Origin of the sequence: Meiothermus sp., from assembly GCF_025060375.1 — a bacterium.
GTDB lineage: Bacteria > Deinococcota > Deinococci > Deinococcales > Thermaceae > Meiothermus.
This window is the reverse complement of sequence record NZ_JANXCG010000042.1, coordinates 35,769-60,839: the sequence shown is the minus strand read 5'-3', so window position 1 is coordinate 60,839 and position 25,071 is coordinate 35,769. Positions and strand designations below refer to the sequence as shown.

Sequence of the window (25,071 nt, the reverse complement as noted above, 5' to 3'; positions counted from 1 at the left end):
CTTGGTTCCTCCCCAGCCCCGAAGCCTGCTATCCTTTTGCCTATGGTCGTGACCCGCATCGCACCCAGCCCTACAGGCGACCCCCACGTGGGCACCGCCTATCAGGCGCTGTTCAACTACGTCTTCGCCAAGCAGCACGGCGGGAAGTTTATTGTCCGGATAGAGGACACCGACCGCTCCCGTTACAACCCTACCTCCGAGCGGCGCATCCTGGAGATGCTGGAGTGGCTGGGCCTCTCCCCCGACGAGTCTCCCCTCAAAGGAGGGCCCAACGGCCCCTATGTGCAGTCCCAACGTCTGCCCATTTACCATCAGCACGTGCGGATTCTGCTGGAAAAAGGCGCGGCCTACCGGGCCTTCGACACCCCGGAGGAGCTGGCCAGGGCTCGCGAGGAGGCCCTGCGAGCGGGGAAGCAGGAGATGGGCTACAACCGGCGCTACCGCGACTACCCCCCCGAGGAGGCCGAGCGGAGGGCCGCTGCTGGGGAACCCCACGTGGTGCGGCTCAAGGTACCGCTGGAGGGAAAAACCATCGTGCACGACCTCTTGCGGGGACCGGTGGAGTTTGACAACGCCACCCTAGACGACAAGGTCATCCTGAAGGCCGATGGGTACCCCACCTACCATCTAGCGGCTATGGTGGACGACCACCTGATGGGCGTGACCCACGTAATCCGGGCCGAGGAGTGGCTCACCAGCACGCCCTTTCACATCCACATCCTGCGGGCTTTTGGCTGGAAAGAGCCCGTCTGGTGCCACACCCCCCTCCTGCGCAACCCGGACAAGTCCAAGCTCTCCAAGCGCAAGATGGACACCAGCGTAGACAGCTATCGGGCCCAGGGCATCCTACCTGAGGCCCTGCTCAACTACCTCGGCACCATGGCCTGGAGCATGCCTGACGGCCGGGAAATCTTCAGCCTTGAGGAGATGCTGGTCCACTTCCGGTTGGAGCGCATCCGGCTGGGAGCCCCAGTCTTTGACCTGGAGAAGCTCCGCTGGATGAACGGGAAGTACATCCGCGAGGTGCTAAGCCTGGACGACCTCGCCGAGCGGGTCAAACCCTTCCTGGAGAGGGCCGGGCTCACCTACCCCTCCGAAGACTACCTGAAGCAGGTGGTTGAGGTTATGCGGGCCCGCTTCGAAACCCTGCAGGAGTTTGTGGACAAGTCCATGTACTTCTTTAGCGAGGCCTACCCCATGCAGGAAAAAGCCCTGGCCAAGCTGAGGGAAGGGGCTCAGCTCTTGCCGGAGCTACACGAGCGGCTCCAAAAGGCCCCAAACATGCTGCCTGAGACCACCGAGCCCCTCCTGAGGGGCTACGCCGAGGCTAAAGGGATAAAAGCGGCCCAGGTCATGCAGCCCCTGCGGGCGGCCCTAACCGGCTCCCTGGAGACCCCAGGAATGTTCGACCTGCTGTTCCTCCTGGGGAAGGAACGGGTGCTGCGGCGGCTCGAGCGGGCCATCGAGCGGACTAGGGCCTCATAGGCCCACCCGCCGAATAGCCTCCACCGCCTGGGGGTTCTCTAGAGCCGAGAGGTCGCCCGGACTTTGCCCCAGGTAAGCGGATCGGATCACCCGCCGCATCACCTTGGCGTTGCGGGTTTTGGGGAGGTCGTCCACGAACAAAACCCGCTCTGGCCTCAGAGCTTTACCCAGCCGAGCGGCAATAGTGTCGGCAATGGCCTGGGCCAGCTCCGGCCCCTCCTGATACCCCGAGCGCAGCACCACGAAGACCACCGCTACCTCTCCCTTCACCTCGTGAGGCACACCTATAGCCGCTGCTTCCTTCACCGCCGGATGCTCCACCGCGGCGCTCTCGTACTCCGCGGGGCCCACTCGCTTCCCAGCCACCTTTAGGGTATCGTCGCTGCGGCCGTAGATGAACCAGTGACCTTCCTCGTCCAACAAAGCCCAGTCGCCGTGCACCCAGACGTTCTCAAAGCGGCGCCAGTAGGTGTCCAGGTAACGCTCGGGGGCGTTCCAAAAGCCCTTGGTCTGCCCAGGCCAAGGTTTTAGAACCGCAAGCTCCCCCACCTCACCCCGCACTGGACGGCCTGAGGCGTCCAACACCTCGGCGTGAATTCCCGGTACTGCGGTGTTAAAGCCCATAGGCTTTATGGGCCGCCAAACGGTACAGCCTAGGATACCCCCCCCAATCTCTGTTCCGCCGGAGTAGTTGATGATGGGCAGCCGGCCGCGGCCCACGGTGTGGAAGAACCATAGGTAAGGCTCCAGGTTCCAAGGCTCTCCAGTGGACCCCAACACCCGTAGCCTGGAGAGATCGTGCCCCTGCACCGGGGCATCCCCCAAGGGCATCAACGCTCGCACCAAGGTGGGCGAGAGGCCCAGGTGGGTTACCCCGTGGCGCGCGCACAGCGCCCAAAGCCGGCCCGCATCGGGATAGTCCGGAGCTCCTTCGTATAGCAGCACCCGGGCCCCCAGGGTGAGGGCCCCCAGGATGGCCCAAGGGCCCATCATCCAGCCCATGTCGGTGAACCAAAAGAGGGTCTCCCCCTTCCGCAGATCGAACAGGTGGGCCATGTCCTGAGCTGCTTTCAGGGGGAACCCCGCGTGGTAGTGCACGGTCCCCTTAGGACGCCCTGTAGTTCCGGAGGTGTAGATGAGCATGAAGGGCTCCATGCTCTCCACCGGTAGGTAGGGGGCTTCCTCGGGTTGAGCGGGGACCTGCTCATCCCAAGCCACCTCGCCCGGGGCCAAAGGGACATCGCCGAACCGGCGTACCACCATCAGCTTCACGCCTGGGGAGAGCCGGGCTGCAGCCCGAGCGTTCTCCAACAGGAGCACCCGGCTGCCCCGTCGGTAAAAACCATCCGCGGTGATGAGCAGCCTGGCCCCAGCATCCTGCAGGCGGGTAGCGGCGGCCTCAGGGGCGTAGCCCGAAAAGATAGGGACGAAGATGGCGCCAACCCGGGCTACAGCCAAAGCCGCAATGGCGGTCTCGGGAAGCATCGGCAGGAAGAGGCCCACCCGATCCCCCTTCCCAACCCCTAAAGCCCTGAGCGCATGGGACGCCTGGGCCACAGCCACCTCCAGCTCCCCGTAGGAGAGCTGCCGTACCTCGCCGTCCTCACCCTCCCAAAGAAGGGCCAGCTCGCCAGGGCGGTCTTCAGCGTGGCGCAGGGCGTTTTGGGCTAGGTTGAGCCTGCCCCCCACAAACCACTGGGGCCACTGAGGCCCCTGGGAAAGGTCCAGCACCCGTTCGTAGGGGATGGACCACCGCAGGCCCAAAAGCTCCAAAGTGGCCTGCCAAAACCGCTCTGTCTCCTCGATGCTGAACCGGTAAAGCTCCTCGTAGCTATCCAGGCCCAGGCGCTGCAACAGGGCCTCGATGTGACTGCCAGTTGTGTAGGCGTCGGAGGGAAACCAGATGGGCTTGCTCATGGATGGCCTCGCGTCCAGCTTAGGCTAAGTTTACCCCGAGGCCTCCCAGCCTCAGCGCTTACGAAACAATCGGAAAATTCCCCGGCTCCGTTGGGGCTTCTCCCCTTTTTCAGCCTTGCTCGGTTGAGCAGGAGGTGCAGGTGGAGACTGAACCGTCTGCAAGAAGGCCTTCAGGGTGGCCCGGATAGCCGGGTCCTTGGCCAGCAGGTTGCGCAAGATTCGGTCCAGATGAGGCGGCAGGTGGGTCGGCGGAGGAAGCTTGTGCAGGTGGGCGTAGGTCAGCTCCTCTAGGCTCTCTCCCAAAAAAGGCCTTTTCCCCACCAGGAGTTCAAAGGCCATCACCCCAAAGGAGTAGGCATCGGAAGCGGGGGTAGCTGGCTCCCCCAAGAACAGCTCGGGGGCCATGTAGAAGGGGCTCCCCGCCCGCTCGAGGGGCTTAGGGTTCTCCCGGGTCTTGGCCACCCCAAAGTCGCCAAGCTTAAAACGGGTCCCATCCACAAAGATGTTGGAGGGTTTCACGTCCTGGTGCACAATCCCCCGTTCATGCAGGTACAAAAGGGCCTGGGCTACCTGGGTAAGGCAGTCCAAGGCCATCTCACGGCTCAGCGGGCCCTTCTTGAGAAGGTCCTCCAGCGTTCCGTCGGGGAAGTACTCCAGCGCCAAAAAAGCCCCCTCCCCCTCGGGCCTGCCCGAGAGGCCCCGCACCAGGTTGGGGTGGCTCAAGGTGAGGGAGAGGGCCACCTCTTGAGCAAAGCGCTCGGTCAAGGCCTTGTCCGTGCGCACCTCCCGGCGCGGCACCTTCAGGGCCACCTGGGTGCCGTCGGGCGCGCGGGCCAGGTAGACCTGGGAGGAACGGCCCAGGCCCAGCAACATCTCCAGCCTGAAGTCTTGACGGGTGAGGCGACGGTAGTCCATGCTGTCCGCTAATAACTAGCCCTAGAGGGTCATGCGCTCCCCTGGCAGCAGGGCCGCTCCCCCGATTCCAAGAACCCCCGCCCGGTTCACAAAGGCCGTCCCGTCCTGTGCGATGGGGGGAAAGGTGTTGTAGTGAACCGGCAAAACCTGCTTCGCGCGAACGAGCTCCAGAGCCTTTAGGGCATCCTCGGGGCCCATGGTGAAGTGGTCCCCGATGGGGAGTACGGCCAGGTCGATGGCGTAGGAGGACAGCAGGGCCATGTCGCCGAACAAGGCCGTGTCGCCTGCGATGTACAGGCGCTTTCCGGCCAGCTCGAGCACACATCCTTGGGCCAGCCCCCCATACGTGCCATCGGGAAAGGAGGAGGAGTGCCAGGCCGGCACCCACTTGAGCCAGCCCCCTGCAAAGCGATGGGTACCGCCCAGGTTCATGCCTACCCCCTTGGCCCCCTGCCGTTCAGCGTAGGCCACGATCTCGTAGTTGGAGACGATGGGGGCTCCGGTACGCTGGCTGATGGCCACGCTGTCCCCGTAGTGGTCGCCGTGGGCATGGGTCAGGACAATCAGATCGGCCTCTATCTGGTCAGCGGCGAGGGCCGCCTTAGGGTTTCCGGTGAGGAAGGGGTCTACCACGATGCGGGTGCTGCCGTCGCTGATGAGCAGCGCCGAGTGTCCCAGATACTGAACCTCGAGCATAGTGCCACCTCCTGACGCCTACCCAGTATAGGCCCGTCGCGCAAAAAGGGTTTACCCCCCCTCCGCCAGCCGCTGGAGCACCCGCTCCACACTGCGGTCAAAGGCCACCTCGGCCATCCGGCGCAAGGCCCGCCCACCCCACTTCTCCCCCTCGGGCAGCTTGGCGTGAACGCGCAGGACAAGCCGGTAGACCAGCCCGTCCTCTACCGCCTGGCCTTCCCCCGCGAGCTCGGCCCAGAATTGGAGCGGCTCCGGTAAGGGCAGGGCCACCAGGCGGGCCACCGGCCCCTGGGCCTCTATACGGCTGCGAAAAGGGAGCTGGATTTGGCCCAACAAGGGGACCTCAGCCAACAAATAGCCCTCCACCAGGCTTCCCCGACGGCTCAACGCCCCAAAGGGCGGCTTTCCCGCGAACACCCGTTCGGGGGCCCACAGGTTTTCTGGAGGCCCACCGAGGCGCAGAAGGAAGGATTTCTCCAGGAGCATACACTACCCATCCTAAATTGGCGCTCAGCTCACCCACTCCACCCGCACCTGCCCGGCCTGGGCCAGCCGCTCGATCTCCTCATCGGTAACGTTGCGCAAGCGGGAAAGCCGGGCAAATTCCGGGGTTGCCGAGGCCAGGCCCACCCGTACCACCAGCACCTCTTCGCCCTCGGCCTTCCCGATGCGCCAGACCAGATGGTTGCCAAGCCGCTCGAGCAGGTCGTTCATGCCCTAAGCCTACCCGGAGAGGTAGGCTGGGTAAAGAGCACCTGTCGCGGTAGACTTGGCCCGTGGAAGCCATTGTGCTGGCAGGGGGCAGCCCAGAGGACCCCCTAGCGAGAAGGTTCGGCGTGGCCAGCAAAGCCCTGCTGCCCTACCGGGGCCGCCCGCTGGTGGAGCAGACTCTCCAGGCACTTCACCGGGCCGGTTTAGAGGTGGTGCTGGTGGGCCCCCCAGCCCCTTTGTGCCCCTCTCCGAAAGCGCACCTGGCCGACCAGGGGGGCCTCCTGGCCAACCTCGAGGCGGGCCTGCAGGCCGCTCAGGGAGAGAGGGTGCTGGTGTCCACTGGCGACATGCCTTTTCTCAGCGCAGAGGCGGTGCGCTGGGTCCTGCAAAACGCCCCCGAGGCAGGTTTCGTCTACACCATTGTAGCCCGCTCTACCATTGAAGCCCGCTTCCCCGGCATGCGGCGCACCTATGCGCGGGTGCGGGAGGGGGTTTTCACCGGAGGGAACATCGCTTTGCTGGACAAAAGCCTTTTCCGAAGGGCTCTACCCCTTATCCAGCGGGCCTTAGCGCTGCGCAAGCGGCCTCTGGCCCTAGCCCGGATGGTCGGCCTGGGGACCCTGGTGCGGGTCCTCCTGGGCCAAGCCGGCATCCCAGAGCTCGAGCGGCGGGTCTCCCAGATTCTGGGCCTGCCGGCTCGAGCCCTCCCCACCCCCTACGCCGAGGTGGGGGTGGACCTCGACAGGGAGGAGGACCTGCGCTGGCTGGGTGTAGACTAAACCAGGATGCGAACGGTTCGTGAGTTGCGCTTGGCCGGTCTGATCGCCTACCTGGCCGCTTTGGTCTCGGGGCTTATGGCATCGGGGCTGCTGCACCTGGCCTTCGGTGGGCGGGGGCAGTTTGGCTGGGAGGGCTTCAACTTCCTGGGCATCCTGGAGGGGCTGGCCTTCCTGTTGGTCTTCACCCTCACCCTATGGCTGGCCAAGCGGGCCGTGCGGGTGAGCACCACCACCCTGCTCTCCGCCGGGCTTTTCGCCCCAACCTCGGCCCGCAAACTGGCGCGCCCTGTGCCGGTTATCAGCGCGCTGCAGTCCTTTGAGGGGAACATCGCCGTGCTCCTAGAAGGGGGCCAGCCGGTGGGGGTCATTGGCATCGCCGACTCATTGGTGCCCTGGGACGAGGCCCCGGTGGTAGCCGGCGACATCGCGGCCGGCGAACTGGGCTCCTTGTTCCGCCAGCACCAGATCGTCTTTGTGGCCGATGGCAACGAAATCCACGGCATGATCACCCGCGAACGCTACTTCAGGTACCTGGGGGCCCCCTAGATCTGTCCAAATAACCCAAGCAGGCCTTTCCTCTGGCTTATGCTTTGGGTGTAGGGCTTGGAGAGATCATGAGCAAAGCTCTGGACATCGTAGACCTGCTCAACCTGGCCGTAGAAAGGGGCGCCAGCGACCTGGTCATCACGGTCGGCCTTCCCCCCATGATCAAGCTGGACGGGGAGTTTCACCGCACCGAGTACGAGCCGCTCACCCCCCAGGAAACCCGCCGTCTGACCTACGCGCTCATGGACGAGAAGCAACAGCGGGTGTTTGAGGAGGAGAAGGAACTCGACTTCTCCTTCAGCCTTCCGGGCAAAGGGCGCTTCCGGGTCAACGTCTTTCTCCAGCGGGGCAGCGTGGGGGCGGTCTTGCGGGTGGTGCCCTCCCACGTCAAGGGCTTCGAGGAGCTGGGGCTACCCAGAAAGGTCGCTGAAATCGCGCTGAGCCCCCGCGGGCTGGTGCTGGTGACGGGCCCCACCGGATCGGGCAAGTCCACCACCTTGGCCTCCATGATTGACTACATCAACGAGCGCAGGCCCGTCCACATCGTGACCATCGAGGACCCCATCGAGTTCTTCCACCGCCACAAGCGGGCCATCATCAACCAGCGGGAGATCGGCTCCGACACCCACAGCTTTGCTAAAGCCCTGCGGGCGGTGCTGCGCCAGGCCCCCGACGTAATCCTTGTGGGCGAGATGCGCGACTACGAAACCATCGCAGCGGCCATCACCGCTGCTGAAACCGGCCACCTGGTGATGGGCACCCTGCACACCAACAGCGCCCCCGAGACGATAGACCGCATCATTGACGTCTTCCCGGAAGCCCAGCAGGAACAGGTGCGGGTGCAGCTCTCCAACAACCTGGTTGCGGTGCTCACCCAACAGCTCCTGCCTAAGGCCTTCGGCGGAGGGCGGGTGCTGGCCTACGAGCTGATGATAGCAACCCCCGCGGTGCGGGCCCTCATCCGGGAGGGCAAAAGCCATCAGCTCATGAGCGCAATCCAAACCGGCGGTCAGCACGAGATGATCACCATGGATGCCTGCCTGGCTGACCTCTACAGGCGCAAGCTGATCAACTACGAAACGGGCCTCTCGCGAGCAATAGACCCGAAGGAATTCGCCCGACTGGCCGGGGCAGGCGGTGTGCCCCAGACCCCAGCGTCCCCTCGCCGCCCCTAGCGGGCCGACATCCCAAACGTTATCTGAACGTTCGGGGCGTTAAAGGCGCGACCGGCTCCCAAATAACCCTTACCCTTGGAATCGAGCGACAGGTGCCGGAGCACGGCAGCTACCAGGTTCTATGGCGCAAGCGAGGGTCTTCCAGGTGCTCAAAAGTCGGGTCGCCCAAAACGCGGCTGCGCTGTACGCGGTGCAGTTCCTGGCCTACCTGCTGCCCCTCATCTCCCTACCCTACCTGGCGCGGACGCTCGAGCCGCACCACTTCGGCCTGGTGGCCTTTGCCCAGAGCTTCGCCAACTGGCTGGCGGTGGTGGGGGAGTACGGCTTCAACTACTCGGCCACCCGCTCCTTGGCCCGCCAGCGCGAGCGCACCGACGCGGTAGGCGGCATCGTGGCCTCGGTCATGGGGGCCAAGCTGCTGCTGGTCTTGGGCATGGCGGCCATCACCCTCGGAACGGTACTCCTCATCGAAACCTTTCGCAACCACGCCGACCTAGCCCTTTGGGCCTTACTGGTGGCTGTTTCCATCGCCTTGAGGCCCACCTGGTACTTCCAGGCGGTGGAGCGGGCCTGGGTGGTAGCGCTAATGGAGGGCCTGATTCGGGTGGGGCACCTGGTGGGCATCTTCGCCTTCGTGCGCGGCCCCCAGGACGCGTGGGTAGCCCTGGCCGCCCAGGCCATCGCCACAGGGGTAGTGGCGGGGCTCGAGCTTTACCTGATGTACCGCGAGGTTCCCCTGAGGCTCCCCAGCCTGCCCCTGAGCTGGGTAGCCCTGCGGGTAAGCTGGAGCCTCTTCCTCTCCCGCGCCTCGGACAGTCTTTACACCTCGGCGAATGGGCTAATCCTGGGCCTCCTCAGCACACCCTTGCAGGTGGGCATCTTCGAAACGGGCAACCGCCTGGTCCGGCCTGGGCTCTCCATCCTCTGGCCCCTGGCCCAGGCCATCTACCCCCGCATCAACCACCTGATGCGACGGGATGCCGAGGCCGCCATGCGGCTGGGCCGGCTCGCCCTTTGGGCCACACTGGGCATCGGTCTGGTGGGGGGAACGCTTCTGGCCCTGGCAGCGCCTTTTCTGGTCGGGCTCCTCTTCGGCGAAGCCTATGAGGCCTCTGTGCGGGTTCTCCAGGTGCTGGCGTTGCTTCTGCCCGTAGTGGCCTTTGGCTACTCCCTCTCCATGCAGTACATGTTCCCCCGGCAGATGGACCGGGAGGTGATGTACTCGGTGGCAAGCGCAGGCCTGCTCAACCTGTTGCTGGCTGTGCTGCTGGCCCCCCGTATGGGGGCTTTGGGCATGGCCATCGCGGTGGTCTCGGCGGAGGCCTGGGCGGCCCTGTTCCGCTTCTCCGTGCTCAAGCTGAGGGGGGTTCTATGAAGCGGCGGATCCTCTTCTACCTTCCCGTTCTGGGCTACGGCGGGGTGGAGCGAGTCACCCAGCACCTGGCCCAAGGCTTGGCCAGCCAGTACGACATCATCATCACCGGCCAGGGCGCCGAGTCCGACCACCTCCTGGCCCAAACCCCCCTACCCCCAAATGTAACCCTTCTGCCTGCGCCCGCTCGGCGCTCGGCGATGCAACACCGGGCCATCCCCGCCCAGGCCTTGCGGCTGATTGGGATTATCCGGCGCCACCGGCCCCACCTCCTGGTCTCGGCCTGGCCGCGGGTCCACCTCACCGTGGGCCTGGCCTACCGGCTCCTGCCCAGCCCCCAACGGCCCCGCTGGGTGCTCACCGAGCACAACGAGATCCAAGGCTACCTGGGAAAGGGGTGGCGGGCGGCGCTCAAGGCTCGGCTGCTCCAGCGCTGGACCCACCAGGCCGACGCCCACGTGGCGGTCTCGCAGAAGGTGGCCCAGCTCTCCGGGGCCATCTACCCCAAGGCCCGCTTCCGGGTCATCTACAACCCCGCCATTACCCCGGAGCTCGAGCGGAAGGCCCAGGAGCCTATAACCCACCCATGGTTCCAAGGTCAGACACCGGTGGTGCTCTCGGTGGGTCGGCTGGAGGCCATGAAGGACTTTCCTACCCTGCTGCAGGCTTTCCGACTGGTGCTCTCGCAGGTGCCCGAGGCCCGGCTGGTCATCCTGGGGGACGGCGTGTTGAGAAGGGAGCTCGAGGTCCTGGCGGATAAGCTGGGCCTGCAGGACAAAATTTGGATGCCCGGTTTCGATCCCAACCCCTACCGGTACATGGCCCGGGCCACGGTCTTCGCCCTGTCCTCAGCCTACGGAGAGGCCTCGCCCATGGTGTTGAGCGAGGCCATGTACCTGGGCAAACCGGTGGTCCTGACCCGCTTCGCCACCGCCTCAGAGTTCGTGGACCCAGAGCAGAACGGGCTGTTGGTGGAGGTCGGCAACCCTGAGGCCCTAGCCCAAAGCCTGGTGCGGGTGCTGCAAGACCCGGCGTTGCAAAGGCGCCTGGGCATCCAGGCCCGCGCCAAGGCGCAGGCCCGCTTCTCCGTTGAGCAAGCGGTACGAAACTATGCTTTGCTGTTTGAAGAGCTGCTGGAAGGTGCTTAGGGGGAAGCATGCCCGAGGGACGAATCGCCATCTACCTACCCTCCCTGCTGGGGGGCGGGGCCGAGCGTTCCATGCTCAACCTGGCCGTTGGCATGGCCCGTCAAGGCCTCCCCGTGGATCTGGTGCTGGCCGAAGCCACAGGCCCCTACCTATCGATGGTTCCACCCGAGGTGCGGTTGGTAGACCTCAAGGCCCGCCGCGTGCTCCGGAGCCTCCCAGCCCTAACGAGCTACCTGCGCCAGACAAGACCCTTGGGGCTGGTCTCAGCGCTTGACCACGCCAACGTGGTGGCCCTGTGGGCCCGCCGCCTGGCCAAGGTGCCTACCCGGGTTGCAGTCTGCATGCAAAACACCCCCAGCCAAGATGCCCGGCACGCCTCTTCCCTGAGGGGTCGGCTACTGCCGCTGGCCATGCGGCTTTTCTACCCCTGGGCAGACGGCATCGTGGGCGTTTCGCAGGGGGTGGTGGACGATTTTGTCCGCCTCACCGGCATCCGCCAAAGGGTGCGGGTCATCCACAACCCGGTGGTTACCCCCGAACTCCTCCAGCGGGCCGAGGAACCCCTCGAGCACCCCTGGTTCCAGCCCCAAGAGCCCCCGGTGCTACTGGGGGTAGGCCGCCTGACCCGGCAGAAAAACTTCCCCAACCTGATCCGGGCCTTTGCCGAGGTGCGCAAACGCCGACCAGCGCGTCTGGTCATCCTGGGGGAAGGAGAGGAGCGCGCCTCCCTGGAAGGCCTGGTGCGCTCCCTCGGCCTGGAGGGCGAGGTGGAGCTGCCGGGGTTCGTGCAAAACCCCTACGCCTACATGAAAAGGGCAGGGGTATTCGTCTTGTCCTCGGACTGGGAGGGGCTACCCACGGTGCTCATCGAGGCCCTGGCCCTGGGCACACCGGTGGTGGCCACCGACTGCCCCAGCGGCCCGCGAGAAATCCTCCAGGGCGGACGTTGGGGACGCCTGGTCCCAGTGAACAACCCCGCGGCCCTGGCCCAGGCCCTCGAGGCCACCCTGGCCGAGGCTCGGCCAGCCATCCCGGAGGAGGCCTACCGACCCTACACCCAGGCCGAGGTGGTCCGGAGGTACCTGGAACTCCTGGAGGGGGTGTGACATGGCGCAGCTGGCCTACGGCCTGCTCTGGCTGTACGTTTTCACCCTCCCTTGGGAAAACGTACTGCTCATCCCTGGGTTGGGCACCCTGAGCCGCTATGTGGGCATTCTGGCGGCCCTGGCAACCGTAGCCTACGTGCTAACCTCCGGTCGCCTCCGGCTGCACTGGGTGCACCTGAGCGGACTGGGGTTCGTGCTGCTAGCAGCGATGAGCTACTTCTGGAGCATCGCGCCCCAGGACACCCTGGAACGCATCCTCCAGTACGGCCTCCTGTGGATGTTCTTCTGGGCTCTTTTTGTGGTGCTGGAAGACGACACGGCGGTGCGGCGAATCCTGGGCGCTTACGTGCTCGGGGCCTATGTGGCCGCTGGCAACACCATCTACAACTTCCTCACTGGAAGCGAGGTGGTCTACCAACGCTATGCCGCGGCCAACTTTGACCCCGGCGACCTCTCCTTCGTGCTGTCCATAGGCATCCCCTTGGCCTGGTACCTGGCCCTGCGGGACGAAAAAGACCCTCTGGTCTGGCTTTACCGCCTCTACCCCCTGCTGGCCCTGGGAACCGTCTTCCTCACCGCGGCTCGAGCCGGGCTTCTGGGGGTAGCCGTGGGGCTGCTTTTCGTGGTGCTGACCTTTCCCCGAGCCTCCTGGAAACTCAAGGCGCTGGTGGGGGTGCTGGCTGCGCTGGCCCTGAGCCTAATCCCCACCCTTATCCCCCCCGAGAGCTTCTCCCGGCTGGCCACCCTCTTCGACGAGGTCAGCAGTGGAACCCTCAACGACCGCACCAACATCTGGGCAGCTGGCTGGCAAGTCTTTGGGGAACGCCCCGTCCTAGGCACTGGGGCCGGCACCTTTGGGGCTACCCTGGAATCCCATCCCTGGTTCCGTCAATGGGTGGCCCCACACAACCTCTTCGTGGCCATTGCCGCCGAAATGGGGGTGGTGGGGCTGGCTGGACTGCTCCTGCTCCTGGGAGGGGTGGTGGCCTGCTTCCTCTCTATGCCTCCCCTCGAGCGGCTCCTGTGGGGCTCGGCTTTTCTCATTCTGATGCTGGCTTGCATGGCCCAAAACTGGGAGTGGCGCAAGCAAACCTGGTTCGTGTTGGGCATGGTCCTGGCCCACTACAGCGCGCTAAGGCCCTGCCCCTCGAGCAGCCCGCTAAGGAGGCCGATATGAAGCGAGTTCTCCTCCTGGTCACCTCTCTTGGTCACGGCGGGGCAGAGACCCAGGTGGTGGAGCTGGGCCGTGGGCTGGCCCAGCTAGGCTGGGCAGTGCGGGTGGTCTGCATGGTCCCCCCGGGCCCCAAGGCCCAAGACCTGGCCCAGGCAGGAATTCCGGTGGACTCCCTGGAGATGCAACCGGGGCGCCCCAGCCTGAAGGGCTTTGCCCGTATGGTGCGGCTGGTGCGCAAATTCCAGCCCCAGGTGCTGCACGCCCACATGGTTCACGCCAACCTGCTGGCCCGGTTGGTGCGCCCGTTCGTTCGGGTGCCGGTCGTGCTCTGCACCGCCCACAACATCATCGAGGGGGGCCGCTGGCGCGAGCTGGCCTATCGCCTGACGGACTCTCTGTGCGACCTCACCACACAGGTAAGCGAGGCGGGTCTGGAACGCTATCTAAGGGTAGGAGCCATCCCTCCAAGGCGAGGCCTGTATATACCCAACGGGGTGGATCCCAAGCGCTTTGCGCCCGACCCAGCGGTCCGTCAACCCCTACGCCAAAGGCTAGGGGCTCAGGATGGGGAGTTCGTCTGGCTGGCAGTGGGCCGTTTTGTCGAGGCCAAGGACTATCCCAACCTCCTGCGGGCCTTTGCTGGGGTGGTGCAGGCCCACCCCGAGGCTCGGCTCTGGCTGGTGGGCCAGGGGCCGCTGCTCGAGCCTATGAAGGAGCTGGTCGGCTCCTTTGGACTAGAGGAAAAGGTCCGCTTCCTGGGGGCCCGCGGGGACGTGCCCAGCCTCATGAACGCCGCCGATGCCTACGTGATGTCTTCCGCCTGGGAGGGAATGCCCATGGTGCTGCTGGAAGCCGCGGCGGTGGGGCTGCCCATCGTGGCCACCGACGTGGGGGGCAACCGAGAGGTGGTTGAGCAAGGGAAAAACGGCCTCCTGGTACCCCCAAAGGACAGCCAAGGGCTGGCTATGGCCATGCGCGCGCTCATGGAGAGGCCAGCCGCGGAACGGACCCAAATGGGCCAGGCCGGCCGGGCTTTGGTCCTGCAGCGCTATGACCTTCAGCGCATCGTCCAGCGCTGGGACGCCCTGTACCAAGAGCTGCTCAGGCGAAAAACCCTAAAACCCGTAGGAGAACGCTGATGCCCAAGCTGCTCATCGTAGCCACCACCGCCTTGTTCTTTGTTGAGTTCCTGCTGCCCTACGCCGCCCACTTCCGGCGGCTGGGCTGGAGGGTGGATGGGGCCGCTGCAGGAGCCCCCGACTGCGAGGAGGCCCGGGCGGTCTTCGACCAGCTCTTCCACGTGCCCATGTCCCGCAACCCCCTAGACCCCCGCAACCTGCCCATGGGTATGCGCGCGCTCAGGACCTTGGTAGAGCGGGAGGGCTACGACATCGTCCACGTACATACCCCCATCGCGGCCTTCGTGACCCGGATGGCCCTGAGCACCTGGCAGACCAAGGGGCAAGGCCGCATTATCTACACAGCCCACGGCTTCCACTTTCACCCTCGAGGCCACCCAGTCAAGAACGCTCTGTTCTACACGCTCGAGCGGCTGGCAAGCCCCTTCACCGACTACCTGGTGGTGATGAACGAGACCGACCGCCGGGCGGCGGAAAGGCTGGTAGGACCATCCCGTACTGTCTACATGCCCGGCATCGGAGTGGACCTGGACTTCTACGGCCGCCCCGCGCCCGCTGAGGCAGTGGCCCAACTCAGGGCTTCCTTGGGGCTGGGGCCTGAGCAGCCCTATTTCCTGATGATCGCCGAGTTCATCCCGCGCAAACGGCACCGCGACGCCCTTGCGGCCTTCAGCCTGCTGCCCAGCCCCAAGGCCCACCTGGTTTTTGCGGGTCAAGGCCCCTTGTTGGAGGAGATGAAGGCCTTGGCGGCTCGGCTGGGCCTCTCCAAGCGGGTGCACTTCCTGGGCTTCCGCCGAGACATTCCCACCCTCATCCAAGGGGCAGTGGCTACCCTGCTCCCCTCCGAACAGGAGGGCCTGCCCAGGGCCATCATGGAGTCCTTCTGCCTGGGGGTTCCGGCCATTGGGGCCGATGTGCGGGGCATTCACGAGCTGCTTCGGGATGGGGCCGGACTGCTGCATCCGGTAGGGGACGTGCGGGCCCTGGCCCGGGCCATGCAGTTCGTGCTAGAACACCCCGAGGAAACCCAACGGATGGGCCAGGTGGGCCGGGAACGGGTCAGGGCCTACGACCTGCGCAACATCCTGCGCCTGCACGAGGAACTCTACCAAAGCGCTTTGCGCTCCAGGCCCATTCCCCAAAGAACCTGAGGGAGACCACGATGGACGGACTGCTGTTGACCCTCACCTTTCTGACCGCCACCGTCGCGGTGGGCTTGTCCATCCCGCTGGCCAGAGCCCTGGGTATCGTGGACCGGCCCGGTGCCATCAAAATCCACACCCTACCCACCCCCCGTTTTGGCGGGATAGGCATCGTAGCGGCCTTCGGGCTTTGGGGCTGGCAGACCGGCCTGGTGGGCGGAGGGGCCCTGCTGGGTCTGCTCATCATTGCCCTCACGGGCGCCCTGGACGACCGCTATGGACTAACCCCCAGGGTACGCTTGGCCGCCGAGCTGGTGGCCGGCACAGCCCTGGGGCTCCACTTCTGGCCGGAGCTGGGTGGGATGGGGCTGCTGCTGGGGGTCGTGCTGGTGCCTACCATGACCAACGCGGTCAACCTGATAGACGGCATGAACGGCTTGGCCTCGGGCAACGCTGCAATCTCCGCTCTGGGGGTTGCCACCCTCCTCTGGGGAACCCCGCAGGCCGCGCTGGCCCTGCTGGCCGCGGCCAGCCTTCTGGGCTTTCTAGTCTGGAACTACCCCAGGGCCAAAACCTTCATGGGGGATGTCGGCAGCCTCTCCACCGGATACGTACTGGCAATGCTCTGGATAGCGGCCGCCGCCTATGGTGGGCAGAGCTTTCTGGCAGCAGGGGCTATGATGGCCTTTCCCCTCTACGACACCCTGGCTGGCATCATCCGCCGCTGGCGGCGGGGCAGGCCTATTTTTGACGGGGACCGGGACCATACCTACGACCGCTTGGACCAGCTTTACATCCAAAACCCCCCCAAGACTGTCCTGGCGGTCTGGCTGCTCAGCGGGCTGCTGGTGCTGCTTGGCCTGTGGATCAACCAAAGCCCCCTCCCCTTGGGCCTGGCCGGCTTGTGCCTGTCCCTAGCGCTTCTGTTCTGGGGGGCCCATCGGCTAGGCTCTCTCTAGATGGAACTCTACCTGGGCACCGGGGGCTACACCCATGAGGACTGGGTGGGCCTTCTCTACCCCCCAGATGCAAAAAAAGAGGACTGGCTCTCCATCTACGCCCAGCACCACAACGCGGTGGAGCTAAACGCCTCGTTCTACCACATTCCCGGGGTCAAGGCCTTCGCCGGCATGCTCCGTCGCAGCCAAGGACGGGTGCGCTGGGCTGTCAAGCTCCACCAGAGCATGACCCACCAGCGCAACGCCACCGAGGCTGACTATCAGCGGCTTTTCGAGTCGGTAGCCCCCCTGCGGGAGGCTGGGGTGCTGGGACCCTTCTTAGCCCAGTTCCCCCAAAGCTTCCACCGCACCCCCGAAAACCGCAAGTACCTGGCCGGCCTGGCCCAGCGCTTCGCAGACCCGGCGCTAGCCCCGGGCGGCCTGGCGGTGGAGTTCCGCCACGCCTCATGGGACACCGAGGCGGTACGGCAGGCCTTCCGGCAAAGCGGACTCATCTGGGTAAGCCCAGACTACCCAGCTCTGCCCGGGCTGCCCAAAAGCGCCCTCCACATCACCTCCGAAACCGCGTACATCCGCCTTTCGGGGCGCAACAGGACCAAGTGGTACGAAGGAAAAGACCAGTCCGAGCGGCACGACTACCGCTACAGCGAGGAAGAGCTGCGCTTTTGGGTGCGCGCCTTGCAAACCGCCGTTGAGCAGGTCTCCATCGCTCAGGTTTGGTTCATCTTCAACAACACCACCAAAGGCCATGCCCTGGTCAACCTCACAACCCTCAGGGCACTCCTGGAGGAGGCGGGGTTCTGACAGCCACCGCCCTCGAGCGTCACCCCAAAAACGTCCGTTTTTCCCGTCCCAAACGGGTTGTTTGCGCTTGACCCAAAGGGCCCTTTATTGCAACCTGAGGTATGGCAACCGCCATGAAGAAGGAAGTCTGGCAGGACGTGGAGGTCAACCTGGAGCTCTCGCTGGAGTTCGATCCAGAGGCGTTCTCAAAGCGCCACCCCGGGCTTTCTTTGGTGCTGGCCGAGCTGCTTATCGGCCCGCCGCGCCGTTGGCGTGACCCCGCTGAACTGTTGCCCTATGCGGGCTGCAAAAGCCTGGAGGCCAGGCTACCCCGCCTGCGCTTCAGCCCCTTGGAAACCCGCATCCTGGCCCGGGCGCTGGACCGGCTCTTCACCGCCATTGAGTTTAGCATCGTAGGGCACAAGGTGCTGGCCGTCCCCCCACCCAGTAAAGCCGTTGAGCTGCCGGAGGGCTGGCGGGCGCGCAGTGAGGTCTGGCTCTGCCACCAGCCGCTTGTGGGCTGAGGGGCCCCAGACCAATGGGGGAGGCAGGGGCAATCCCCCGGATGTGGAAGATTGACGAGCAGCCGCTTAGGCTAAGGGTGCAGCCCAAGGCGGCTGCCTCCTATGCCTCAACGCATCCTTCTGGTCTACACCAAAGCCGGAGGCGGCCACTACGCCATGGCACAGACCCTGTACAAGCTCCTCAAGGAGCTCGAGCCCGAGGCTGAGGTACGCCTCTTCAACTTCTTCGATGTGGGGCCCCGCTGGATTGCCCAAGCCATTCAGGACGGCTACAACTTCGCCGTGAACAAGCAGCGCTGGCTCTTTACCGTTTTTCAGGCCTTTTACCAAACCCGCCCGGCCATCCAAACCTTCGCTCGCGTACTGGGCATGCGCCTGGCTCCCGCCATCAACGAGTACTTAGAGGCCTTTCAGCCCGACAAAATCATCTACTGCTACCCGGTAAACCATGGCTTCCGCCGGCTGCCCTACGTGCGCAGGCGCAACCCGAAAACCCTCACCGTGGTCACCGACATCTTCAGCCCACACCTCTACTGGTTCGTAGACCCCAAAGACCAGTACGTGGTGGCCAGCCCTGAGGCCTACAGCATCGCCCGGCGGCACCGGGTACCCCCGGAAAACCTCCACTACTTCCAAACCCTCATAGACCCCCGGTTTAACCAACCCCTACCGCAAAGCGAGGCCGAGCGGCTGCGTAGGGAGTGGGGCCTGGAGGAGGCCTACACGGTACTGGTGACCGGGGGTGGCGCAGGGCTGAAGATCAGCTTCAGGCTGGTGCAGGAACTGATCCGAATCCCCGGCATCAATGTGGTGGTGGTCTGCGGCTACAACCAGCGGCTTTACCGCCAGCTCTTGGGCCTCAAGGAGAGGCAGGGGTTGAAAAACCTGGTGCTCTTCGGCTTTACCCACCAGATGTACGAGCTTATCAACCTAGCCGACGTGGTGGTCTCCAAAGCCGGCCCAGCCACCATCGCCGAGGTGCTCTCGCTGCGCAAAGACCTGATCGTCTGCGATTACGTGTGGCCGCAGGAACACGGCAATGTGGAACTAATCCGCCACGAAAGGCTAGGCTACTACATCCGCCACCCCAAGAGGATCGCCGCCAAGATCGTGGAGCTGAAGTCCCGCCCACCGGAGCGAAGAGGTCTGGAACTCAAAAACGAAATCGTTCGGCTAGCCGAGTACATCCTCAAGCTCTAGACCCCCCACCCAGTATCTGGTCTATGCGCTCCACGACCTCCGGGGGCAGGTCCACGCCCGCCGCCCCCAGGCTCTCCCTAATCTGTTCGGGCCGAGTAGCCCCGGTGATGGCGCTCGTAACCCCCTTCTGGCGCAGGACCCAGGCCAAAGCCAGCTGAGCGCGGGTCAAACCCACCTCCTCGGCCACCTCTTTGAGCTCTCTGACCTTCCTAACATTCTCCTCGGTGAGGAAGCGCTCGCCAAACTGGGGGTAGCGTTCGAATCGGCTGTCCTTAGGGACACCCTCATCGTAGCGACCGGTGAGCATCCCCATGGCCAAGGGGCTCCAGACCACCACCCCCAGGCCAAACCGCTCCGTTTCGGGCAGGATCTCCTTCTCCACCCGCTCCCGGTAGAGCATGGAGTACTGGGGCTGCTCTACCGCCGGGGGGTGCAGGCCATTGGCCCGGGCAAACTGCACCGCCTCCACAATGCGGGCCGCCGGCCACTCGGAGGTGCCCCAGTAGAGCACCAGGCCGCGATCCACCAGGTTGCTCATGGTGGTCACGATCTCCTCCATGGGCACCTCGGGGTCGTATCGGTGGCAGAAGTAAAGGTCCAGGTAGTCGGTACCCATCCGCTTGAGGCTACGCTCGAGGCTCTCCCGCACATGCTTCCGGGAAAGCCCCCGGCCGTTGGCATCGTCGCTGGTGGGCCAGAAGACCTTGCTCGAGAGGACCAGCTCATGGCGGGGAAACTGCTCCAGGAGGGCCTTGGTCATCAGTTCCTCAGCCAGCCCCTTGGCGTACACATCCGCGTTGTCAAAGAAGTTTACGCCCCCCTCGTAGGCAATCCGGGTGATCTCCTTGACCCGCTCCAGGTCCTTGACCGCATCGCCGTAGGTAACCCAAGCACCCAGGGATATCTCAGAGACCTTGAGGCCCCACTGGCCCAGCTTGCGATAGCGCATCGGCATAATTTCCTCCGCACGCCATCTTATTGCCTCCGGGCCAGCACAATGTGGCTTTTCTCCCTTAGCGCTCTCCCAGCTCAATCACCGCCGCCGGAGCGGTGAAGCCCACCGCTTTGTGCGTGCCATCGCAGAAGGGCTTGTTGCTGGAGTGGCCACAGCGGCAGAGGGAAACCCGCGGCTTTTCAATAACCTGTTCCTGATCACCCTGGCGCAAGACGAGCCTGCCCCCGGTTTCGATGCCAATGGAACCGTTTTCCCTGAACTCAATCCTCATACCCCCGAGTTTACCCGAAAACCCCCAGGGCTTTGACCTTTGGCCCCCTCCAGCGGAGAATACCCCTAGATGTACACCACCCGCCTTACCTATGTGCACCTGTACGTGCGGCACCTCGAGGCCTCCGTAACCTTCTACACGCGCTTCCTCGACCTACAGGTGGTCGAGCGGTTTGGCCAGACCTCCCTTTTGGTCTCCTCGGAGAACCAGGCCCACTTTGAGCTGGCCCTGAGCCAAGGGGAGCCCTCCGGGCCCGTGGCCCTGGGTTTCGCAGCGGCCAGCGAAGCGGACTTCCAGGCCGCCCAGGAGTTCCTCCTGCTCGAGGGGGTACCCTTCCGCAAGGAGGACCGGGGCGTTGCCCAGGTGCTCTGCTTGAAGGACCCCGACGGCAACGCCATCGAGCTCTTCTTGGACCGGCGCCAGGCCGGAGGGCGGGACTTCTGGCGGGGGGAGAGCCGTGCGGTAGAGAAGTAGTCCAAGGAGGGAAAATGCGTCTTCTGGGCTTTCTAGCAAAGCTGGTGCTGGTCTTAGCGGGGCTTGGGCTGGTGGTTGGGGTGGTGGGTTTCCTCTGGCTCAGGGGTGCCACCCTTCCCCAGTATGGGGGACGGCTGGCCCTAAGGGGACTCCTGGCCCCGGTGGAGATGTACCGAACCTCCGCAGGGGTGCTCTACATCAAGGCTCAAACCGACCACGACGTTTTTTTCGCCCTGGGGGTAGCTCACGCCCAGGACCGGCTGTGGCAGATGGAGTTTCAGCGGCGCATCGGGGCCGGCCGGCTGTCCGAGGTGCTGGGCCGGGCCACCCTGGACCAAGACCGCTTCCTGCGCACCTGGGGCTTCTACCGCGCCGCCGAGCAGGCCTACCTCAGCCTCTCGCCCGAGGGAAAAGCGGTGGTGGATGCGTACGTGGCGGGCATCAACGCCTACCTCTCTACCCGGCCGCCCCTGCCTCCGGAGTTCCACCTGCTGGGCTTTCAACCAGAACCCTGGAAGCCCGCCGACGTGTTGGTCTGGGCCAAGATGATGGCCTACGACCTCTCGGACAACTGGCGCAGTGAGCTCGAGCGGCTGCAGTGGGCGGCCAAGGGCATGAGCCCGGAGCGGATGCGCCAGCTTAGGCCCCCCTACCCCGAGGACGCCCCCACCGTGCTGCAGTCCGAGGACCTGTACCGGCCCCCTCCCCCCAGGCCCGATGGTGAGTCGGCCCGCAGGCTGCTGAGCCTGGCGGACAGCCTGCCCAAAGCCCTGCGCCCACCGGGGCAGACCGGGGCCTCCAACAACTGGGTCATCGGCCCCAGCCGAAGCGCCACCGGCAAACCCCTGCTGGCCAACGATCCCCACCTGGGGCTTGGGGCCCCCTCCATCTGGTACCTGGTGCACATGGAGGCCCCTGGCTACAAGGCCATCGGAAGCAGCCTCCCGGGGCTTCCGGCGGTGGTTATCGGCCGCAACGAGCGCATTGGCTGGGGGGTGACCACCGTGGGAGCGGACGTGCAGGACCTCTACATCCTGGAAGAGGCCCCGGGCGGCTACCGGTATAGAGGCCGGGTGGAACCCTGGCGCATCCGCACCGAGGTCATACGGGTCAAGGGCGAACCCGAGGTGACCCTACGGGTTCGGGAAAGCCGCTACGGACCGGTCATTAACGACGTGGTGAACAACCCCGGGGCCCGTCCCCTGGCCCTGCGCTGGACCAGCCTGGACCCTACCGACCGTACCCTGGAAGCCTTTCTGGGCATCGCTCGAGCCCGCAACTGGGAGGAATTCAAAGCAGCCCTCTCCCTCTACAACGCCCCCAGCCAGAATTTCGTCTACGCAGATGTGGACGGCAACATTGGCTATATGGCCCCAGCCCGCTTCCCCATCCGCAGGCCGGGCCACAGCGGGCTGATGCCGGTGCCTGGCGACGGAAACTGGGACTGGCAGGGCTATCTACCCCAGGAGGAATGGCCCCAGGTCTACAACCCCAAGGAGGGCTTCATCGTCACCGCCAACAACAAGGTCACCGCCCCAGGCTACCCCCACACCATCTCCCTGGAGTGGGAGGAGCCTTACCGGGCGGAGCGCATCCGTGAGCTCATCCTGAGGAAGGACAAGCTCACCCTGGAGGACATGGTGGCTATGCAGCAGGATGTAAAGAGCCTGCTCTATCGGGATTTCAGGCCAGTGCTGGAGGCGCTCAACCCCCTTTCGGAAAACGCCAGCCGATGGAAGGCGCGGCTTTTGGCCTGGGACGGGGTTATGCGTGCGGAGCAGGCCGAGCCCACCCTTTTCCAAACCTGGTACACCGAGCTCAGCCGGCTCCCCAGCCAGGAGGTGGGGCAGCCTTTCTGGGAGGAGCCCCGCTACCTGCTTGCGGCCATGAAGGGGGATGACCCCGCCTGCCGTACGGCCGATACGCGAACCTGCTCCGAGTACGCCGCGCTAGCCCTGGACAGGGCCCTGGACCGCTGGGGCGGCAACCCACCCCCCTGGGGCCAGGTCCACCGGGCCACATTTGCCCACGCCGTTCTGACCAACGTTCCCCTGCTCAAGCGCCTCGCCGACCGCAGCGTACCCCATGGAGGGGACCGCTACACCCTAAATTACGGCGCCTACGACCCCGCCACCTTCCGCATGACCACAGGCAGCAGCTACCGGCAGGTTCTGGACTTCGCTGAGCTGGAGCGCTCCCTCTTCATCCACCCCATGGGCCAGTCGGGCCACCCTCTCTCCGCCCACTACGACAACCTCCTGGCCCCGTGGGCCCGAGGCGGTTATCTACCAATGCGGATGGGGGAAACCCGATTCACCACCCGGCAAACCTTGGAGCCCGCCCCCTAGACCACCCGAAGGCCGTTGTAGCGCTTCTGGCAGACCTCGAGGCCCTCGGCGGCCCAGGTCCGGGCGGCCTCAGCGGCTACCCGCACCACCCGCTCCATAAGCGGGCGCAGCTCAAGGGGAAAGCCCGAAAGAACCCAGTCGGCTCCCTCCTCAGGGCTAGGAGGCTTCCCAATACCGATGCGCAGGCGGTGAAATTCGGGGCTACCCAGGTGCTGGGCGATGGACGCCACACCGTAGTTTCCCGCAGCACTCCCGCCAGCTTTGAACCGGAGGCGACCCGGGGGGAGGTCCAGCTCGTCGTGAACCACCAAAATACGCTCGGGTGGAACCCCGTGCAAACGGGCCAGAGGGGCCACTGCTTCGCCGCTAGCGTTGTAAAAGGTGGCAGGCTTGACCAAGAGCCCCCGGAGCGGTGAGCCCGTCCCAGACCCGAACTCCGCCTCGGCAACCCAGGCTCTGTCCTGCAGGCGGAAGCTAAAGCCCAGCAGGTCAAGCACCCAAAACCCCACGTTGTGTTTGGTGTGGGCATACCGCGGACCCGGGTTGCCCAACCCCACAATCAGAAACATGGCCAAAAGACCAGGGCCGAGCGCTGGCGCACCGCCCTCTCCGACCCCAGCAGCGCAAGCTGCTATTTCTCCTCTTCTGCCTTGCCCTTCTTGATGACCTCCACCTCGGTGGGGGCCTCCGCGGCCTCCGCGGCCAGCTTCTCGGCATCCTCAGGTGGCACGATGGCCACAATGGTGTCGCGGGGATTCATGGCCAGCTTCACCCCCGGGGGCAGGCTCACCTCATCGGCATGGATGCTGTCGCCAATACGCAGGTGGCTCACATCCACCTCGATGAACTCGGGGATTGCCTTGGGGGAGACGCGCACCTGGATATCGCTGTTGACAAGCTGGAGCACCCCCCCTTCCCGCACCCCTTGGGCAGTACCCACCACCTTGACCGGCACCCACATCTGCACCGGCTCGTCGGAAAGGGCGTAAAAGTCCACGTGCTCTGGGCGGCGGCGGCGCTTGTCCAGGTTGACCTGGCGCACCAGGGTGTCCACCTTCTTGCCCCCCTCAAACTCGAGGGTAATCACGTGGTGAATGCCGGCCGAGAGGAAAACCTTATTGAACTCCTTGAGGTCCACCGCCACCTTGTAGTTCTCATGGCGGTTGTAGACCACGCCGGGCAGCTTACCTGCGTTGCGCAAGGCTTCTGGCCTCTCGTTTCCACGGGTCTGAGCCTTAATACGGTATTCCATCGTCTCCCTAGCCTCCTTGGTCAACCGCGGCCTGCGGTTAAAACACAAGCCTTCCAAGTCTACCACAAACCCGAAGGCCCGGGACAGCTCGAAAACAAAAGCACCAAGCGAGCCCCCTAGGCCTGCTTGGGACCCGCCGACCCCACCATTCGGTTGCACCTGTGCCGGCCACGGGGTTTACGAGCCTTTACGAACCAAAGCCTCTATGCTAAGCTAATGGGCGGCTTGAGCAGGTGGACCTGCCCAGCCAGACGAGGCCCCATCGTCTAGCGGCCTAGGACGCCGCCCTCTCACGGCGGTAACAGGGGTTCGAATCCCCTTGGGGTCACCAGACGGGCGACTAACTCAGCTGGTAGAGTGCATCCCTTACAAGGATGAAGTCGGGGGTTCGAGTCCCTCGTCGCCCACCACGCATGAAACAAACAGAATTACCGCCCTGGCGGGGCTTTCAGCTTAGGCGTGGGGGCAAATTTTTGTTGGTTTGGCTACACTCCACCGCTCAATCGAAGCCCAAGCTATTTGCGGGGGTCGCATAATATGCGCGGGCTCGGCTTCCTGGGAAGTCTCCTGATCTCTTCTGCGCTAGCGGGGGGTTTGGGCTACGGTTTCCTGGGCTACCAGGGCGGATTCCAGGGGGGAGGTGGCGGTTTTGGCACAGCCACCTTCGGAGAGGTTTCTTGGGCTTTCGGTGGAGAGAGCTACGGGGGAGCGGGCCAGAGCGGCGGAGTTTTCCTCACAGGTCCCCTGATCCCCTTCCAGCAAATCTTCTTGCTCCCAGCGGTGGGTTTAGGCGGGGAAGAGCGGGGAGGCAACAGGGGCTTCCTCCTGGACGTGGGCCTCAGGGCTTTCCTCTTCCCCTCTGGCGCCGGGTGGGCGGTGGGCCTTGGGGCAGGATACGCAGTTCCACTGGGCTTCTCCGGAGGAGGGGCTTACCTGCGGCTGCTCATCGGAGGAGGAAGCCCATAGCAGGCCCAGGAGCTTCCGAGCACCCCCGGAGAAC

Annotated in this window: 26 protein-coding genes and 2 tRNA genes; 19 read left to right on the top strand and 9 right to left on the bottom strand. The window is 64.8% G+C overall.

The genetic code is table 11. From position 1 onward, the window contains the following. Window positions 1–42 precede the first annotated feature (42 nt). On the top strand, window positions 43–1,485 hold the full coding sequence (gene gltX, locus NZ849_RS05685) for a glutamate--tRNA ligase (protein ID WP_295405241.1): 1,443 nt from the start codon (window positions 43–45) through the stop codon (window positions 1,483–1,485). On the opposite strand, the gene NZ849_RS05680 is transcribed toward gltX, so the two are convergent. From NZ849_RS05680 to NZ849_RS05660, 5 genes are read right to left on the bottom strand one after another with little or no spacing between them, the layout of a single operon-like run. Beyond that, entirely contained in the window at window positions 1,480–3,402 is a 1,923-nt protein-coding gene (locus NZ849_RS05680; RefSeq protein WP_295405238.1) for an AMP-binding protein, read from the bottom strand. The two genes, gltX and NZ849_RS05680, sit on opposite strands and share 6 nt — an antisense overlap. 51 nt (window positions 3,403–3,453) lie before the next feature. After that, on the bottom strand, window positions 3,454–4,317 hold the full coding sequence (locus tag NZ849_RS05675) for a serine/threonine-protein kinase (protein ID WP_295405236.1): 864 nt from the start codon (window positions 4,315–4,317) through the stop codon (window positions 3,454–3,456). A gap of 21 nt (window positions 4,318–4,338) precedes the next feature. Continuing rightward, window positions 4,339–5,013: a metal-dependent hydrolase gene (locus NZ849_RS05670; protein WP_295405231.1), complete on the bottom strand. Its 675-nt coding sequence runs from the start codon at window positions 5,011–5,013 to the stop codon at window positions 4,339–4,341. 51 nt (window positions 5,014–5,064) lie between these two features. Beyond that, window positions 5,065–5,499, bottom strand: a complete 435-nt coding sequence (locus NZ849_RS05665; RefSeq protein WP_295405228.1) for a DUF3809 family protein — start codon at window positions 5,497–5,499, stop codon at window positions 5,065–5,067. Between the two features lie 24 nt (window positions 5,500–5,523). Next, entirely contained in the window at window positions 5,524–5,727 is a 204-nt protein-coding gene (locus tag NZ849_RS05660) for a DUF3248 domain-containing protein (protein WP_295405226.1), read from the bottom strand. A 62-nt stretch (window positions 5,728–5,789) separates the two neighbouring features. Here NZ849_RS05660 and NZ849_RS05655 point away from each other — a divergent pair, with 62 nt between their 5' ends. From NZ849_RS05655 to NZ849_RS05595, 13 genes are all read left to right on the top strand, one after another. Further along, window positions 5,790–6,503, top strand: a complete 714-nt coding sequence (locus tag NZ849_RS05655; protein WP_295405222.1) for an NTP transferase domain-containing protein — start codon at window positions 5,790–5,792, stop codon at window positions 6,501–6,503. A 6-nt stretch (window positions 6,504–6,509) separates the two neighbouring features. Further along, a complete protein-coding gene (locus tag NZ849_RS05650; RefSeq protein ID WP_295405219.1) occupies window positions 6,510–7,049 on the top strand; it encodes a hypothetical protein in 540 nt (179 codons plus the stop codon). Between the two features lie 68 nt (window positions 7,050–7,117). Beyond that, window positions 7,118–8,224, top strand: a complete 1,107-nt coding sequence (locus tag NZ849_RS05645; RefSeq protein ID WP_295405216.1) for a type IV pilus twitching motility protein PilT — start codon at window positions 7,118–7,120, stop codon at window positions 8,222–8,224. A gap of 121 nt (window positions 8,225–8,345) precedes the next feature. Next, complete coding sequence (locus NZ849_RS05640; protein WP_295405213.1) at window positions 8,346–9,599, top strand: oligosaccharide flippase family protein; 1,254 nt, start codon at window positions 8,346–8,348, stop codon at window positions 9,597–9,599. Next, window positions 9,596–10,744 carry a glycosyltransferase gene (locus tag NZ849_RS05635; protein WP_295405210.1) on the top strand — a complete coding sequence of 383 codons (1,149 nt, stop codon included), beginning with the start codon at window positions 9,596–9,598 and terminating at the stop codon, window positions 10,742–10,744. Before NZ849_RS05640 ends, NZ849_RS05635 begins: the two co-directional genes overlap by 4 nt. Window positions 10,745–10,752: 8 nt before the next feature. After that, window positions 10,753–11,850, top strand: coding sequence for a glycosyltransferase (locus tag NZ849_RS05630; RefSeq protein ID WP_295405206.1), 1,098 nt, complete (start codon window positions 10,753–10,755; stop codon window positions 11,848–11,850). 1 nt (window position 11,851) lies between these two features. Then, on the top strand, window positions 11,852–13,027 hold the full coding sequence (locus NZ849_RS05625) for an O-antigen ligase family protein (protein WP_295405203.1): 1,176 nt from the start codon (window positions 11,852–11,854) through the stop codon (window positions 13,025–13,027). Then, window positions 13,024–14,163 (top strand): glycosyltransferase, encoded by a 1,140-nt coding sequence (locus NZ849_RS05620; protein ID WP_295405199.1) that lies wholly within the window; start codon window positions 13,024–13,026, stop codon window positions 14,161–14,163. Before NZ849_RS05625 ends, NZ849_RS05620 begins: the two co-directional genes overlap by 4 nt. Further along, a complete protein-coding gene (locus NZ849_RS05615) occupies window positions 14,163–15,314 on the top strand; it encodes a glycosyltransferase family 4 protein (protein ID WP_295405197.1) in 1,152 nt (383 codons plus the stop codon). The genes NZ849_RS05620 and NZ849_RS05615 overlap by 1 nt, the downstream gene beginning before the upstream one ends. A gap of 11 nt (window positions 15,315–15,325) precedes the next feature. Continuing rightward, a complete protein-coding gene (locus NZ849_RS05610) occupies window positions 15,326–16,264 on the top strand; it encodes a glycosyltransferase family 4 protein (protein ID WP_295405195.1) in 939 nt (312 codons plus the stop codon). Beyond that, entirely contained in the window at window positions 16,265–17,068 is an 804-nt protein-coding gene (locus NZ849_RS05605) for a DUF72 domain-containing protein (protein WP_295405192.1), read from the top strand. It abuts the gene before it with no gap. A 101-nt stretch (window positions 17,069–17,169) separates the two neighbouring features. Beyond that, complete coding sequence (locus NZ849_RS05600) at window positions 17,170–17,571, top strand: hypothetical protein (RefSeq protein WP_295405188.1); 402 nt, start codon at window positions 17,170–17,172, stop codon at window positions 17,569–17,571. 102 nt (window positions 17,572–17,673) lie between these two features. Then, window positions 17,674–18,771, top strand: coding sequence for a glycosyltransferase (locus NZ849_RS05595; RefSeq protein WP_295405186.1), 1,098 nt, complete (start codon window positions 17,674–17,676; stop codon window positions 18,769–18,771). Here NZ849_RS05595 and NZ849_RS05590 read toward each other — a convergent pair. Beyond that, window positions 18,761–19,720: an aldo/keto reductase family protein gene (locus tag NZ849_RS05590; RefSeq protein WP_295405183.1), complete on the bottom strand. Its 960-nt coding sequence runs from the start codon at window positions 19,718–19,720 to the stop codon at window positions 18,761–18,763. The two genes, NZ849_RS05595 and NZ849_RS05590, sit on opposite strands and share 11 nt — an antisense overlap. Window positions 19,721–19,784: 64 nt before the next feature. Further along, complete coding sequence (locus NZ849_RS05585) at window positions 19,785–19,997, bottom strand: CDGSH iron-sulfur domain-containing protein (RefSeq protein WP_295405180.1); 213 nt, start codon at window positions 19,995–19,997, stop codon at window positions 19,785–19,787. Between the two features lie 69 nt (window positions 19,998–20,066). On the opposite strand from NZ849_RS05585, the gene NZ849_RS05580 reads away from it, so the two are divergent. Continuing rightward, window positions 20,067–20,471, top strand: coding sequence for a VOC family protein (locus tag NZ849_RS05580; protein WP_295405177.1), 405 nt, complete (start codon window positions 20,067–20,069; stop codon window positions 20,469–20,471). A gap of 14 nt (window positions 20,472–20,485) precedes the next feature. Then, on the top strand, window positions 20,486–22,819 hold the full coding sequence (locus NZ849_RS05575; RefSeq protein ID WP_295405174.1) for a penicillin acylase family protein: 2,334 nt from the start codon (window positions 20,486–20,488) through the stop codon (window positions 22,817–22,819). On the opposite strand, the gene pth is transcribed toward NZ849_RS05575, so the two are convergent. Next, window positions 22,816–23,388 (bottom strand): aminoacyl-tRNA hydrolase, encoded by a 573-nt coding sequence (pth, locus tag NZ849_RS05570; RefSeq protein ID WP_295405171.1) that lies wholly within the window; start codon window positions 23,386–23,388, stop codon window positions 22,816–22,818. The genes NZ849_RS05575 and pth overlap by 4 nt on opposite strands. Before the next feature lie 62 nt (window positions 23,389–23,450). Further along, window positions 23,451–24,071 (bottom strand): 50S ribosomal protein L25, encoded by a 621-nt coding sequence (locus NZ849_RS05565; RefSeq protein WP_295405168.1) that lies wholly within the window; start codon window positions 24,069–24,071, stop codon window positions 23,451–23,453. Between the two features lie 255 nt (window positions 24,072–24,326). Between NZ849_RS05565 and NZ849_RS05560 the strand changes: the two genes are divergently transcribed. From NZ849_RS05560 to NZ849_RS05550, 3 genes are all read left to right on the top strand, one after another. Beyond that, window positions 24,327–24,402: transfer RNA gene (locus NZ849_RS05560), tRNA-Glu, on the top strand. A 3-nt stretch (window positions 24,403–24,405) separates the two neighbouring features. Next, window positions 24,406–24,481: transfer RNA gene (locus NZ849_RS05555), tRNA-Val, on the top strand. A gap of 184 nt (window positions 24,482–24,665) precedes the next feature. Next, window positions 24,666–25,037 carry a hypothetical protein gene (locus NZ849_RS05550; RefSeq protein WP_295405165.1) on the top strand — a complete coding sequence of 124 codons (372 nt, stop codon included), beginning with the start codon at window positions 24,666–24,668 and terminating at the stop codon, window positions 25,035–25,037. The last annotated feature ends 34 nt before the right edge of the window (window positions 25,038–25,071 follow it).

What these genes read in the sequence shown, in the direction of transcription:
- NZ849_RS05625 (WP_295405203.1), top strand. Translation starts at nt 11,852, where the DNA reads ATGGCGCAGCTGGCCTACGGCCTGCTCTGGCTGTACGTTTTCACCCTC.
- NZ849_RS05635 (WP_295405210.1), top strand. Translation starts at nt 9,596, where the DNA reads ATGAAGCGGCGGATCCTCTTCTACCTTCCCGTTCTGGGCTACGGCGGG.
- NZ849_RS05675 (WP_295405236.1), bottom strand. Translation starts at nt 4,317, where the DNA reads ATGGACTACCGTCGCCTCACCCGTCAAGACTTCAGGCTGGAGATGTTG.
- gltX (WP_295405241.1), top strand. Translation starts at nt 43, where the DNA reads ATGGTCGTGACCCGCATCGCACCCAGCCCTACAGGCGACCCCCACGTG.
- NZ849_RS05630 (WP_295405206.1), top strand. Translation starts at nt 10,753, where the DNA reads ATGCCCGAGGGACGAATCGCCATCTACCTACCCTCCCTGCTGGGGGGC.
- NZ849_RS05580 (WP_295405177.1), top strand. Translation starts at nt 20,067, where the DNA reads ATGTACACCACCCGCCTTACCTATGTGCACCTGTACGTGCGGCACCTC.
- NZ849_RS05665 (WP_295405228.1), bottom strand. Translation starts at nt 5,499, where the DNA reads ATGCTCCTGGAGAAATCCTTCCTTCTGCGCCTCGGTGGGCCTCCAGAA.
- NZ849_RS05600 (WP_295405188.1), top strand. Translation starts at nt 17,170, where the DNA reads ATGGCAACCGCCATGAAGAAGGAAGTCTGGCAGGACGTGGAGGTCAAC.
- NZ849_RS05565 (WP_295405168.1), bottom strand. Translation starts at nt 24,071, where the DNA reads ATGGAATACCGTATTAAGGCTCAGACCCGTGGAAACGAGAGGCCAGAA.
- NZ849_RS05650 (WP_295405219.1), top strand. Translation starts at nt 6,510, where the DNA reads ATGCGAACGGTTCGTGAGTTGCGCTTGGCCGGTCTGATCGCCTACCTG.
- NZ849_RS05605 (WP_295405192.1), top strand. Translation starts at nt 16,265, where the DNA reads ATGGAACTCTACCTGGGCACCGGGGGCTACACCCATGAGGACTGGGTG.
- NZ849_RS05640 (WP_295405213.1), top strand. Translation starts at nt 8,346, where the DNA reads ATGGCGCAAGCGAGGGTCTTCCAGGTGCTCAAAAGTCGGGTCGCCCAA.
- NZ849_RS05610 (WP_295405195.1), top strand. Translation starts at nt 15,326, where the DNA reads ATGGACGGACTGCTGTTGACCCTCACCTTTCTGACCGCCACCGTCGCG.
- NZ849_RS05670 (WP_295405231.1), bottom strand. Translation starts at nt 5,013, where the DNA reads ATGCTCGAGGTTCAGTATCTGGGACACTCGGCGCTGCTCATCAGCGAC.
- NZ849_RS05575 (WP_295405174.1), top strand. Translation starts at nt 20,486, where the DNA reads ATGCGTCTTCTGGGCTTTCTAGCAAAGCTGGTGCTGGTCTTAGCGGGG.
- NZ849_RS05645 (WP_295405216.1), top strand. Translation starts at nt 7,118, where the DNA reads ATGAGCAAAGCTCTGGACATCGTAGACCTGCTCAACCTGGCCGTAGAA.
- NZ849_RS05585 (WP_295405180.1), bottom strand. Translation starts at nt 19,997, where the DNA reads ATGAGGATTGAGTTCAGGGAAAACGGTTCCATTGGCATCGAAACCGGG.
- NZ849_RS05595 (WP_295405186.1), top strand. Translation starts at nt 17,674, where the DNA reads ATGCCTCAACGCATCCTTCTGGTCTACACCAAAGCCGGAGGCGGCCAC.
- NZ849_RS05660 (WP_295405226.1), bottom strand. Translation starts at nt 5,727, where the DNA reads ATGAACGACCTGCTCGAGCGGCTTGGCAACCATCTGGTCTGGCGCATC.
- NZ849_RS05590 (WP_295405183.1), bottom strand. Translation starts at nt 19,720, where the DNA reads ATGCGCTATCGCAAGCTGGGCCAGTGGGGCCTCAAGGTCTCTGAGATA.
- NZ849_RS05620 (WP_295405199.1), top strand. Translation starts at nt 13,024, where the DNA reads ATGAAGCGAGTTCTCCTCCTGGTCACCTCTCTTGGTCACGGCGGGGCA.
- NZ849_RS05615 (WP_295405197.1), top strand. Translation starts at nt 14,163, where the DNA reads ATGCCCAAGCTGCTCATCGTAGCCACCACCGCCTTGTTCTTTGTTGAG.
- pth (WP_295405171.1), bottom strand. Translation starts at nt 23,388, where the DNA reads ATGTTTCTGATTGTGGGGTTGGGCAACCCGGGTCCGCGGTATGCCCAC.
- NZ849_RS05680 (WP_295405238.1), bottom strand. Translation starts at nt 3,402, where the DNA reads ATGAGCAAGCCCATCTGGTTTCCCTCCGACGCCTACACAACTGGCAGT.